This window comes from Enterobacter sp. BNK-18, assembly GCF_047456135.1.
In the GTDB taxonomy this organism is placed as follows: Bacteria; Pseudomonadota; Gammaproteobacteria; order Enterobacterales; family Enterobacteriaceae; genus Enterobacter; species Enterobacter ludwigii.
Map to the genome: position 1 here is coordinate 4,095,532 of NZ_CP179899.1, position 12,853 is coordinate 4,108,384.

The window sequence follows — 12,853 nt, forward strand, 5'->3', positions numbered from 1 at the left end:
CTCCTTAGACTGGCATCGACATAATATGGAGGGTGCTGGTTTGCGCCGCAGTGACGAAGAGGGTGTCTTTGACATGTTTCAGCCCCTGCGCTTCGTAAAACCGGCGTGCGCGAGGGTTCTTTTCGAGGACTTCCAGCCACAGCATATTTTCCGAACAGGCTTTTGCCTGGCGAATCACTTCCGCAAGGAGTTGCTCGCCGTAGCGGTGTCCCGTGGCATCCGGCAATAAATAGAGTTTATGCAGGAGCGTACCCGACAGCCCCTCGGGCTCGATGGTCTGCTGGGTTGAGAATTTTGCGAATCCGACTGGCATTTGTGCGCTGGCAATGAGCCAGTAAGTGCCCGGCTGCAGCAGGCTGTCTGCTATCGCCTGCGGCGCGTATTCCTGCTCAAGAAAGGCGGCAAGCTCCGTCTGGTTTTCCCATAGATGCCCAAAGTGATGCCGGTAGCTGGCATACCCCATTTCACTCAGCTGTTTTGCATCATCCACGGTGGCGCGTTGAATGGTTACTTTCATCATCCCTTCGTCGAAATAAGTGTGTCACAGTGCAACATGCCACAGCGCTGAACATAATATAAACAAAAAATATAGATCACCGTCACATTTTTGCGTTATACAGGAACCTCGCCCTGGAGAATGAGGTGCTCTATGACATCCCTGACTCGCCCGCGCGTTGAGTTTATCTCAACAATCCTCCAGACCGTGCTGAACCTCGGTCTGCTGAGCCTTGGCCTGATACTGGTCGTCTTTTTGGGAAAAGAGACGGTGCATCTGGCGGATGTGCTGTTCGCCCCTGAACAAACCAGCAAATATGAGCTGGTGGAAGGCCTGGTGGTCTACTTTCTCTACTTTGAATTTATCGCGCTGATTGTGAAGTATTTCCAGTCGGGCTTTCACTTCCCGCTACGCTATTTTGTTTACATCGGGATCACCGCGATTGTGCGGCTGATCATCGTGGATCATACCTCCCCGCTCGACGTACTGATCTATTCGGCGGCGATCCTGCTGCTGGTGATCACGCTCTGGCTGTGCAATTCGAAACGGCTGAAACGGGAATAAAAAAATGGCGGCCCGGAGGCCGCCTAACAACAGTCACAAGTTGGGTCAATACAATACGTCTAAAGTTGAGGGTTGCAGTGGCATAACAAATGAAACTTAACCTTTCACACCGCCCGCCGTCAGGCCATTCACCAGCCAGCGCTGCGCCAGCAGGAACACGACGGTGATAGGGATGGCGGAAAGTACAGCCGCCGCAGCAAAGTCGCCCCACAAATAGTTCTGCGGATTGAGGTATTGCTGCATACCGACGGCCAGCGTATAGCTGTTTACATCACGCAGTAACAGGGAAGCGACCGGCACTTCGGTGATGGCTGCGATAAACGACAGGATAAAGACCACCGCCAGGATCGGCACCGACAGCGGCAGAAGCACCAGACGGAATGCCTGCCACGGAGTCGCGCCATCCAGCGCCGCCGCTTCTTCCAGCGAGCCGTCGATGGTTTCGAAATACCCTTTGATGGTCCACACATGCAGCGCGATACCGCCAAGATAGGCGAAGATGACGCCACCGTGGGTATTCAGGCCGATAAACGGCACGTACTGGCCCAGTCGGTCAAACAAGGCATACAACGCCACCAGTGACAGTACCGCCGGGAACATCTGGAAAATCAGCATCCCTTTCAGCAGCGTGGCCTTACCCGGGAAACGCATACGGGCAAAGGCGTAAGCACAGGTCGTGGAGAGTGCGACAATTCCAATCGCGGTAATCCCGGCAATTTTCACCGAGTTCCACAGCCATAACAGCACCGGGAACGGCGGTGGCGTGACGCGGCCATCCGCGTGTTCAACGCTGAAGCCCAGCGCTAACTTCCAGTGCTCCCAGGATATTTCATCCGGGATCAGGCTCCCGGTCGCGAAGTTACCGGCACGCAGGGAGATGGCGATGACCATCAGCAGCGGGAACATGATTGCCGCGATAAAAATCAGCAGCCCTAAATGCGTCGCGAAGAGGCGCAGTTTCTGAGATTTGGGTTGGACCATAGACATATTCTGTGCCCTCCTTAGTCGAATTTCATGCGTGTTGCTTTCAGGTTCACAATCGCCAGAGCGCCAACCAGCAGGAAGATCAGGGTGGCAATCGCTGCCGCCAGACCGAAGTCCTGACCGCCGCCGCCTTCGAAGGCGATACGGTAGGTGTAGCTGACGAGCAGGTCGGTATAGCCTGCCGGCGTGGTGGTGCCAAGACGGTCAGGCCCACCGTTGGTCAACAGCTGAATCAGCACGAAGTTGTTAAAGTTGAAGGCAAAGCTGGCAATCATCAGCGGCGTCAACGGCTTAATGAGCAGCGGCAGCGTAATCTTAAAGAAATTCTGGAACGGACCCGCGCCATCCATTGCCGAGGCTTCGTACAAATCGTCCGGAATCGCCTTCAGCAGGCCCATGCACAGGATCATCATGTACGGATAACCGAGCCAGGTGTTCACGATGATAATCATCGAGCGGGCGGTGATTGGGTCGCTGAACCAGGCCGGTTTGATGCCGAACAGCGCGCTCAGCATCATGTTGATTTCACCGAAGCTCTGGTTAAACAGCCCTTTGAAAATCAGAATCGAGATAAACGACGGGACGGCATACGGCAGAATAAGCAGCACGCGGTAAATGGCTTTCCCTTTCAGAGATTCCCACTGCACCAGACACGCCAGCACCATGCCCACGGCAACGGTCAGGATCACCGTCAGTATGGAGAACACTACGGTCCAGACAAAGATGGCGAAGAACGGTTTCTGGATCCCTTCATCGGTGAAGACGCGGGTGAAGTTGTCCCAGCCTATCGTCACGGTGTAGCCCGGGCTGAGCTTGTCATCACCCCATTTGCCATCAGCCGTAATGGACTGGTAGAAACCAATGTCGTTGTTTGGACGGTACTTTACGCCGCTCTGGTTGTTGGTCAGCGTGCCGTCGTCCGCCAGCGTATAAAGCGGTTGTGTTCCGGAGAACTGGCGCAGTGAACTCATGGTCACTTTGCTTTCGTCCGGCAGTTGGGCGGTAAGCTGCGTCAGTGCCTGACGGTTCTGCGTAATGATGCGCAGGTTAGCGCGTTCGCCTTCCGGCAGGGCCGCAGCCTCTTTTAAGGCCAGCTTCTGCTCGCCGCCAAATTTGAAAGCGTCGGAGACATAATTTTTGCCGGTTTCTTCGTCAGTGAGTGCTAACTTCCACTCGCTGCCCGCAGGATACAGGCCGAAGTTAAAGGTTTTGCCCGCCTGATAAGAGCGGTCCATCAGCACCTGTTGGGCGCGTTCCTGCGCAAGCTGGTTGGTGCTGCTGTAGTTGGTGAACGCGATAGCAATGGTACAAATCAGCGGGAACAGGACAAACAGGCCCATCCCGGCCACGCCCGGGTAAACATATCGCCAGGCATAGGCTTTACGGTTGGCGAAAATATACAGGCCAGCAGAGCTTAAAATCAGCGTCATGATGGCGAACAGATATTCCCCTTGTACGTACATTAAAACAACAAGGTAACCCACCAGCAGACACAGCAGACCCATTACAGACCACTTCAGGGCAGAGCTTTGCCACCAGTGTTTCTTTTTAATGACATCCATGGGGTTCTTCCTCTACAACACATTTTGTTCTCCCTCTCTCCGCAGGGGAGAGAGGGGATAAAAGCCTTACTTCGTGATACGACCCTGAGCATCTTTCAGCGCAGCATCAACCGTCTGACGACCGCTTGCTGCGTTGATGACGGCGGTACGGGTGGCGTACCAGAACGCTGCCATTTGTGGGATGTTCGGCATGATTTCGCCTTTCTGGGCGTTATCCATGGTTGCCGCGATACGTGGGTCTTTCGCCAGCTGATCCTGGAAGGATTTCAGCGCAACCGCGCCCAGCGGTTTGTCCTTGTTCACTTCATCCAGACCCTGGTCGGTCAGCAGGTAGTTTTCCAGGAACTCTTTCGCCAGCTCTTTGTTCGGGCTGGCAGCGTTAATACCTGCGCTCAGCACGCCAACAAACGGTTTAGACGGCTTGCCTTTAAAGGTTGGCAGCAGGGTTACGCCGTAGTTGATTTTGCTCTTGTCGATGTTGGTCCAGGCCCACGGACCGTTGATGGTCATCGCGGTTTCGCCTTTGTTGAACGCCGCTTCTGCGATGGAGTAGTCGGTATCCGCGTTCATGTGTTTGTTCTTGATGAGGTCAACCAGGAAGGTCAGGCCTGCTTTCGCGCCAGCGTTGTCCACGCCCACGTCTTTCACGTCATATTTGCCGTTTTCAAATTTGAACGCGTAACCGCCGTCGGCAGCAATCAGCGGCCAGGTGAAGTACGGTTCCTGCAGGTTGAACATCAGCGCGCTCTTGCCTTTCGCCTTCAGCTCTTTATCCAGTTTCGGGATCTCTTCCCAGGTTTTCGGTGGGTTGGGTACCAGATCTTTGTTGTAAATCAGAGACAGCGCTTCTACCGCGATTGGGTAAGCGATGATCTTGCCGTTATAGCGAACGGCATCCCAGGTGAACGGGTACAGTTTGTCCTGGAAAGCTTTGTCCGGCGTCACTTCAGCCAGCAGACCCGACTGGGCGTAGCCACCGAAACGGTCATGTGCCCAGAAGATGATGTCCGGACCGTCACCCGTTGCAGCCACCTGCGGGAATTTCTCTTCCAGTTTGTCCGGGTGTTCAATGGTAACTTTGATACCGGTGTCTTTCTCGAATTTCTTGCCCACTTCGGCCAGGCCGTTATAGCCTTTATCGCCGTTAATCCAGATAACCAGCTTACCTTCTTCAATTTTGGCGAGAGCCGGTGCGGAAATCATCATTGCTGCAAGGGCGGACAATGCGAAAACGCGTGCGCCAGTCTTGATCTTCATATCTGCCATCCTTTTTTGGTGATGTGCTCGTGGATACACTGAGGTGGTTCAACGTGACTCAGTCTCCTTATTTGACATCCTCTTTCCATCCTCCCAACCCCTACGCCCCACCCCCCGTTTGTGTGATCTCCGTTACATAAATTTAAGTTATGAGTGCTGGCGCACATAAAAACACAGTGAATTTTGCAGGTGGCTTCACGAATTTCGCCTCAGCCCTCCAGCGGCGGTCGCAGAGCCTGCTCTCTCATCCTCCCGCCTCCTCCCCCATAAAAAAGCCGGGGGGTGGAGGATTCACGAAAGTAATGGATACCCCATAGTGAACTTATCTTGAATGTTTCTGTCGGTGACAGGTTGTAACGAAGGGAGAAGGGCATGGCGAGCGTACAGCTGCGTAATGTAACGAAAGCCTGGGGTGACGTTGTGGTGTCGAAAGACATCAATCTGGACATCCACGAAGGTGAATTCGTGGTATTTGTCGGCCCATCTGGCTGCGGTAAATCAACTCTGCTGCGTATGATTGCCGGTCTTGAAACCATCACCAGCGGCGATTTGCTGATTGGTGATACCCGAATGAATGACATTCCGCCTGCCGAACGTGGCGTCGGCATGGTTTTCCAGTCTTATGCACTCTATCCCCACCTTTCCGTAGCCGAGAACATGTCCTTCGGTCTGAAGCTGGCGGGCGCGAAAAAAGAGGTGATTAACCAGCGCGTCACGCAGGTGGCGGAAGTGTTACAGCTGGCACACCTGCTTGAGCGTAAACCAAAAGCCCTTTCCGGTGGTCAGCGTCAGCGTGTGGCAATTGGCCGTACGCTGGTCGCCGAACCGCGCGTGTTCCTGCTCGATGAACCGCTTTCTAACCTGGATGCCGCCCTGCGCGTCCAGATGCGTATTGAAATCTCCCGTCTGCACAAACGTCTTGGCCGCACGATGATTTACGTCACCCACGATCAGGTCGAAGCGATGACGCTGGCCGACAAAATTGTGGTGCTGGACGCCGGTCGCGTGGCGCAGGTGGGTAAACCGCTGGAGCTTTATCACTACCCGGCAGACCGCTTTGTTGCGGGCTTTATTGGCTCGCCAAAGATGAACTTCCTGCCCGTCAAAGTGACCGCGACAGCCATTGAACAGGTACAGGTGGAGCTGCCAAACCGTCAGCAAGTGTGGCTGCCGGTCGACAGCGCCAACGTACAGGTGGGGGCCAATATGTCCCTCGGTATTCGTCCTGAGCATTTACTGCCGAGCCACATCGCCGATGTGACGCTGGAAGGTGACGTTCAGGTCGTCGAACAACTTGGTCACGAAACACAGATTCATATCCAGATCCCCGCCATCCGTCAGAACCTGGTCTACCGCCAGAATGACGTGGTGTTGGTAGAAGAGGGTGCCACATTCGCTATCGGTTTGCCGCCAGAGCGTTGCCATCTGTTCCGTGAGGATGGCACCGCATGTCGTCGGTTGCACAAAGAGCCAGGCGTTTAAGCATTCCAATTACAAAGAAAAGCAATGATCTCAGGAGATAGAATGATGATTACTCTGCGCAAACTTCCTCTGGCAATCGCCGTGACGGCAGGCATTTTGTCTGCACACGCGGGTGCCGTGGACTTTAAAGGTTATGCTCGTTCTGGCATTGGCTGGACCGGGAGTGGCGGTGAACAACAATGTTTCCAGGCAACCGGTGCACAAAGTAAATACCGTCTCGGTAACGAATGTGAAACCTACGCCGAATTGAAACTGGGTCAGGAAGTGTGGAAAGAGGGCGATAAGAGCTTCTATTTCGACACTAACGTTGCGTATTCCGTTTCTCAGCAGAATGACTGGGAATCCACCAGCCCGGCCTTCCGTGAAGCAAACGTGCAGGGTAAAAACCTGATTGAATGGCTGCCAGGCTCCACCATCTGGGCCGGTAAGCGTTTCTATCAGCGTCATGACGTCCACATGATCGACTTCTACTACTGGGATATCTCTGGTCCTGGTGCGGGTATCGAAAACATCGATCTGGGCTTCGGTAAACTGTCTCTGGCCGCGACCCGTTCTTCTGAGTCCGGCGGTTCTGCAACCTTCGCCGATCGTGATGCGAACGGCGACCGTATTTATGACAACGTAGTACCAAACGATGTCTTCGACGTCCGTCTGGCCGGCCTGGAAACCAACCCGGGTGGTACACTGGAACTGGGTGTTGACTATGGTCACACCAACATTCCTGACGACTACTATCTGCAGCCTGGCGCCTCTAAAGATGGCTGGCTGTTCACCGCTGAACACACCCAGAGCATGTTGAAAGGCTTCAATAAGTTCGTGCTGCAGTACGGTACGGACTCCATGACCTCTAACGGCAAAGGTATTCCGCAGGGCGGTAGCATTGATAACGACGGTTCCATGTGGCGTGTGCTGGACCACGGTGCAATCACCCTGGCAGACCGTTGGGACCTGATGTACGTCGGTATGTACCAGAATATCGATCGTGACAACAACAATGGTACAGAGTGGTGGACTGTCGGCGTTCGTCCAATGTTCAAATGGACGCCAATCATGAGCACCCTGCTTGAAGTGGGCTACGACAACGTTAAGTCTCAGAAAACTGACGAGAAAAACAGCCAATACAAAATCACCCTGGCACAGCAATGGCAGGCAGGCGACAGCATCTGGTCTCGCCCGGCTATCCGTGTCTTCGCAACCTACGCGAAGTGGGATGAGAAATGGGGCTATGCGAACAACGACTCAGGCGCAGGTTACACCTCTGGCGTAGCGTATAGCGACACTTCCGCGAAAACCTTCAGCCGTGGCGACTCCGACGAGTGGACCTTCGGTGCCCAGATGGAAATCTGGTGGTAATGCGGTAGACCTGACGTAATGACCTAAAAAGAGGGGCGCAAGCCCCTCTATCCTTAGGGTGCTGCGCGCTATTGCCTGGCCACCGCAGTGCTCACGCTATCAGAGGTAATAACAATGAAAATGAAGAAAAGTCTCGTCGCGCTGTGCCTCTCTGCGGGGCTGTTGGCCTGTGTTCCGGCGATCACCTTCGCAGATGTCAATTTCGTGCCACAAAATACCAGCGCTGCGCCTGCCATTCCGGCGGCGGCGCTCCAGCAACTGACCTGGACGCCGGTTGACCAATCCAAAACCCAGTCAACCCAACTTTCTGCGGCAGGACAACAGCTTAACGTGCCGGGGATTGCCGGTCCGGTTGCCGCTTTCAGCGTCCCGGCCAATATTGGTGAGCTGACCCTGACGCTGACCAGCGAAGTAAGCAAGCAGACCAGCGTATTTGCGCCTAACGTCCTGATTCTGGACCAAAACCTGACGCCATCTGCCTTCTTCCCGAGCGACTATTTTGGCTACCAGGAACCTGGCGTCATGAGCGCTGACCGCCTCGAAGGCAAAATGCGCCTGACGCCTGCTCTGGGACAGCAGAAGATTTATGTCCTGGTCTTCACCACGGACAAAGATTTGCAGCAGACCACTAAGCTCACCGACCCGGCAAAAGCCTATGCCAAAGGAACCGGTAACTCTGTTCCGGATATCCCGGATCCGTTAGCGCGTCATGTCACCGACGGGTTGCTGAAGCTGAAAGTCTCAACAAACAGTGCTTCCAGCGTACTGGTTGGCCCTCTGTTTGGTTCATCCGGTACAGGCCCGGTCACGGTGGGGAACACTGCTGCGCCTGTGTATGCCGCACCCGTTGCTACGGCGGCGGCTCCGGCTGCAACCGCAGCCCCAGTTCCGGCGAAGAAAGCCGAGCCGGTACTGAACGACACCGAAGAATACTTCAATAACGCCATTAAGCAGGCGGTGAAGCGCGGCGATGTCGACAAAGCGCTGAAACTGCTTGATGAAGCCGAACGTTTAGGTTCAACCACTGCCCGTTCCACCTTTATCAGCAGTGTAAAAGGCAAGGGGTAACCGTTTCCCCACAGTGCTGATTTGTTAGTAGTTTAGTGCGCCTGAGTGGGCGCACTTTTTTTGGTGTCAAACGGGCTGTTGCGCTCTTGTTGCGATCGTGATCGTTAAATAACGTTTGGCCCCCCTCAATCCGCTTTTCTGCGATACAATGCCATTACGTTATGTATCGGAGAGTCTGGCATGTCACACCCCGCGCTAACGCAACTGCGTGCGCTGCGCTATTTCGACCAAATACCTGCGCTTGACCCGGAGCAACTGGACTGGCTGCTGCTGGAAGATTCCATGACTAAACGTTTCGAGCAGCAGGGCAAAACCGTTACGGTGACCCTGGTTCAGGAAGGGTTTGTCTCTTGCGCTGAGATCGCCTCTGAGCTGCCGCTGTTGCCGCAGGAAGAACGCTACTGGCTGCGCGAAATTTTACTCTGTGCAGACGGTGAGCCATGGCTTGCCGGACGAACGGTCGTTCCCGAGTCTACCCTTTCCGGGCCAGAGCTGGCGCTACAACGGCTGGGGAATACGCCGCTGGGGCGTTATCTTTTCACGTCGTCCGAGCTTACCCGGGATTTTATTGAGATTGGTCGCGATGCCGAACTGTGGGGGCGTCGTTCCCGCCTTCGCCTGAGCGGTAAACCGTTAATACTGACGGAGCTTTTTTTACCGGCATCGCCGTTGTACTGAGAGGAAGAAAAAATGGAGTGGAGCCTGACGCAGAATAAGCTGTTGGCTTATCACCGCTTGATGCGTACAGATAAACCCATCGGCGCGCTGCTGCTGCTGTGGCCGACCCTTTGGGCGCTATGGGTAGCAACACCAGGGGTACCGCCGCTGTGGATCCTGGGGGTGTTCATTGCAGGCGTCTGGCTGATGCGTGCGGCGGGCTGCGTGGTCAATGACTATGCGGATCGTAAATTCGACGGGCACGTAAAACGTACGGCCCATCGTCCGTTGCCCAGCGGGCAAGTGACCGAAAAAGAGGCCCGTACGCTGTTTATCGTACTGGTGCTGCTCTCTTTCCTGCTGGTGTTAACCCTGAACACCATGACCATTCTGCTTTCAGTCGCGGCCCTGGCTCTGGCCTGGGTTTATCCGTTCATGAAGCGCTACACCCACCTGCCTCAGGTGGTACTGGGCGCGGCGTTTGGCTGGTCGATCCCGATGGCGTTTGCGGCGGTGAGTGAGTCCGTCCCGTTAAGCTGCTGGCTGATGTTCCTGGCGAACATTCTCTGGGCCGTGGCATACGACACGCAATACGCGATGGTAGACCGCGACGATGACCTGAAGATTGGCATTAAATCGACGGCGATCCTCTTCGGACGTCATGACAAGCTGATCATCGGTATCCTGCAGGTTGCGGTGCTGGCGTTAATGGTGACGATGGGTTACCTGAACGGGCTCAACTGGGCGTTTTACTGGGCCGTGCTGGTGGCGGGAATGCTGTTTGTCTACCAGCAGAAGCTGATTGCGAAACGTGAGCGTGAAGCCTGCTTCAAGGCGTTTATGAATAACAACTATGTCGGTCTGGTGCTGTTTTTAGGGCTGGCGATGAGCTACTTTTCGTAAAAAAACGGCAGCCAGAAGGCTGCCGTTTTTGTTTTCATCGCAGGTCATCAGACCGCTGCACGCTTCACTCGCCTTGCGTCGCACTTTCAATCGTTAAACGCACATCAGACGTGATCAGTTCGGCCAGCATCTGGTACACCTTCAGCGTCTCTTCCGGCTCGGCATCGCCCGTATCACTGATAAACCCTTCATCACGCAGCGTCAGCACCAGAGAGCTGAAGACCGCTTTGTCGAAGAATTCCGGGGCGTTAATCCCGTGCAGAACAGACAGGCGCTGTGCCAGCGTCCGGCTCTCTTTCTCGAGCGTACCGCGGTTAATGGACGGATTCGCGCTCAGCAACCAGAAGGTGATGGCGTAGCGCTGCAGCGTTTCACGCGCGCCCGCCGCCAGCAGTTGCAGGGTACGGGACCGTGACGGATTGATATGCAGCTCGTCATTCGTGACGGTAATCAGCCCCTGACGACGCAGCTCTTCGGTCAGTTTATCCAGCTCAGTCGCCAGTTCGTCCTTGTCCCAGCGCAGGAACAGCTCCGCTTTCAGCATTGGATAGAGCGTTTCAACATGACGCAACAGCTCCTGACGCGAGATGCGACGATGCTGGGTGATGATGGCCGCCATGAGCGAGGGCAGCATCAGCATATGCGCGATGTTGTTGCGATAGTAAGTCATCAGCACCGCCTGCTCGCGCGGGAGAATGATGATGTCGCCGATGGTGTCCTTTTCGACTTCAAACTTGTTCATCTGCAGGGCATGCTCGATAAGCTCGCTTGCCGTGCTTACCGGTACGGTCGAATCCACCGAGTACGGCACGTTGCGCATCATGTCGAGATAGCAATCCAGCTGCTCCGTAAGCTGTTCACGGGTCAGTGAACGCTGACGTGAGGCCAGAAGCGCCGTACAGCACAGGTTCATGGCGTTTGCCGCACCGGCGTTGTTAATGCGCACCATCAGTTCAGAGGCGATGCTGTTGACCGTAGGCGTCAGCCAGGCCGGGCGAATCGCTTCGATAGGGTCGATAGACTCGCGCCACTCCGGAACATGGTTGTTCAGGTAGGTCATCAGCGGCATCGGCTCGCCAAAGTTGACGTAGCCCTGGCCAAGGTTGCGTAACTTGCTCAGGCCGCGCAGCATCTGCGGCAGGCTCTCTTTCTCTTTGGTCGCACCGCGCAGCTCTTTGGCGTAGGTGCCCACTTCCATCACGTGCTCGTAGCCAATGTAGATGGGTACCAGGGTGATCGGGCGGGTTCCCCCGCGCAGCATCGCCTGAATGGTCATCGACAGCGTGCCGGTTTTAGGATCGAGCAGACGACCGGTACGGGAGCGACCCCCTTCCACGAAGTATTCAACGGAATAACCGCGGCTGAACAGCTCGCCAAGATATTCACGGAATACGGTGGAGTAGAGCTTGTTGCCCTTAAAGGTACGACGGATAAAGAACGCCCCCAGGCGGCGGAAAATCGGGCCGGCTGGCCAGAAGTTCAGGTTAATGCCGGCAGCGATGTGCGGCGGTACCAGACCCTGGTGATAGAGCACATAGGAGAGGAGCAGATAGTCCATGTGGCTGCGGTGGCAGGGGACATAGACAATCTCATGGCCATCATGGGCCAGCTGGCGTACGCGCTCGGCGTTATGAACGTTGATGCCCTGATAGAGGCGGTTCCACGTAAAGCCCAGGATACGATCGGAAAGACGAATCATCTCGTAAGAGAAGTTCGCGGCAATCTCTTCCATCAGCGCAATAGCGTTCTGCTGTGCTTTCTCATGGGAAATCTTTTTGCTGCGCGCTTCGTCTTCAACGGCCCTGGCAATCGCTTTGGAGGCCAGCAGCTTGTTGAACAGGTCCTGACGTGCAGGAAGACGCGGGCCGACGGCAGCCAGACGCTGACGGGCGAAGTGCATACGCGCCACGCGCGCCAGTTTCTGCGCGATAATCTTGTCGGTGCCGTGTTCGTCCGCCATACGGCGCAGCGAAACGGACGGGGAGAAACGCACGAAGCTGTCACGTCCCAGCCAGGAGACCGCGAAGAATTTCTGAATGCCGTTAAGCATGCGCAGCGGTGGGTTCTCTTCACCTTTCTCTCTGCCCGGGCGACGACCAAACATCACCGATACCGGCACCATCTGCACATCCAGACCCGGATTGCTGCGGTGCAGGTCGAGATAGTCGTGGAAAAGCTTGATGGACTCTTCCTTTGGCGTGTAATAGGTAAACACGCGCGGCCCGCCGTGAATGAACACATAGCGCGGCAGCAGAGTGCCGTCGACTTCGAGGGGTTCAAGCGGGTCAGGTAAATCATGCGCCAGACACTGGGCGCGAAGCGTCAGTAGGTCTGCCTTCGAGTTATAAGGCAAAACGTACATAATTGGGCGTGACGTATCGAGCCCCAATTCCAGCGCGGGTTCCGCTGGGATAGACTTGCTTTTTACCAGGACGCTTAATGGTAAATTAAGTAATTTGTAGTAAATTCGTGGCCAGCCGGACATAAACGATGTAAAGCCTCTGGTTAATAATGCAATTGCGGCGCA

General features: G+C 55.2%; 11 protein-coding genes. 6 read left to right on the top strand and 5 right to left on the bottom strand.

All coding sequences use genetic code 11. The features are described 5' to 3' along the window. Nucleotides 1-4: 4 nt before the first annotated feature. Nucleotides 5-520: an N-acetyltransferase family protein gene (locus tag ACMGG3_RS19675; protein ID WP_414149393.1), complete on the bottom strand. Its 516-nt coding sequence runs from the start codon at nt 518-520 to the stop codon at nt 5-7. A 129-nt stretch (nt 521-649) separates the two neighbouring features. Between ACMGG3_RS19675 and psiE the strand changes: the two genes are divergently transcribed. Continuing rightward, nucleotides 650-1,060 carry a phosphate-starvation-inducible protein PsiE gene (gene psiE, locus ACMGG3_RS19680; protein ID WP_020882851.1) on the top strand — a complete coding sequence of 137 codons (411 nt, stop codon included), beginning with the start codon at nt 650-652 and terminating at the stop codon, nt 1,058-1,060. A 96-nt stretch (nt 1,061-1,156) separates the two neighbouring features. Here psiE and malG read toward each other — a convergent pair whose 3' ends face one another. From malG to malE, 3 genes are all read right to left on the bottom strand, one after another. Continuing rightward, on the bottom strand, nt 1,157-2,047 hold the full coding sequence (gene malG / locus ACMGG3_RS19685) for a maltose ABC transporter permease MalG (RefSeq protein WP_014168193.1): 891 nt from the start codon (nt 2,045-2,047) through the stop codon (nt 1,157-1,159). Nucleotides 2,048-2,061: 14 nt separating this feature from the next. After that, entirely contained in the window at nt 2,062-3,606 is a 1,545-nt protein-coding gene (gene malF / locus ACMGG3_RS19690; RefSeq protein ID WP_020882850.1) for a maltose ABC transporter permease MalF, read from the bottom strand. Between the two features lie 66 nt (nt 3,607-3,672). Further along, complete coding sequence (malE, locus tag ACMGG3_RS19695; RefSeq protein ID WP_020882849.1) at nt 3,673-4,863, bottom strand: maltose/maltodextrin ABC transporter substrate-binding protein MalE; 1,191 nt, start codon at nt 4,861-4,863, stop codon at nt 3,673-3,675. 372 nt (nt 4,864-5,235) lie between these two features. On the opposite strand from malE, the gene malK reads away from it, so the two are divergent. From malK to ubiA, 5 genes are all read left to right on the top strand, one after another. After that, nucleotides 5,236-6,345, top strand: a complete 1,110-nt coding sequence (gene malK / locus ACMGG3_RS19700; protein WP_014168196.1) for a maltose/maltodextrin ABC transporter ATP-binding protein MalK — start codon at nt 5,236-5,238, stop codon at nt 6,343-6,345. A 42-nt stretch (nt 6,346-6,387) separates the two neighbouring features. Beyond that, the gene (locus ACMGG3_RS19705) at nt 6,388-7,698 is read left to right on the top strand and encodes a maltoporin (RefSeq protein ID WP_020882848.1); all 1,311 of its coding nucleotides are present in this window, start codon (nt 6,388-6,390) and stop codon (nt 7,696-7,698) included. Between the two features lie 114 nt (nt 7,699-7,812). Next, complete coding sequence (gene malM / locus ACMGG3_RS19710; RefSeq protein WP_020882847.1) at nt 7,813-8,766, top strand: maltose operon protein MalM; 954 nt, start codon at nt 7,813-7,815, stop codon at nt 8,764-8,766. A gap of 180 nt (nt 8,767-8,946) precedes the next feature. Continuing rightward, on the top strand, nt 8,947-9,444 hold the full coding sequence (gene ubiC, locus ACMGG3_RS19715) for a chorismate lyase (protein ID WP_014168199.1): 498 nt from the start codon (nt 8,947-8,949) through the stop codon (nt 9,442-9,444). Nucleotides 9,445-9,456: 12 nt separating this feature from the next. Further along, nucleotides 9,457-10,326 carry a 4-hydroxybenzoate octaprenyltransferase gene (ubiA, locus tag ACMGG3_RS19720; RefSeq protein ID WP_025206398.1) on the top strand — a complete coding sequence of 290 codons (870 nt, stop codon included), beginning with the start codon at nt 9,457-9,459 and terminating at the stop codon, nt 10,324-10,326. Between the two features lie 64 nt (nt 10,327-10,390). Here the strand turns inward: ubiA and plsB are convergent, their stop codons facing one another. Continuing rightward, entirely contained in the window at nt 10,391-12,811 is a 2,421-nt protein-coding gene (gene plsB / locus ACMGG3_RS19725) for a glycerol-3-phosphate 1-O-acyltransferase PlsB (RefSeq protein WP_020882845.1), read from the bottom strand. Nucleotides 12,812-12,853: the final 42 nt, after the last annotated feature.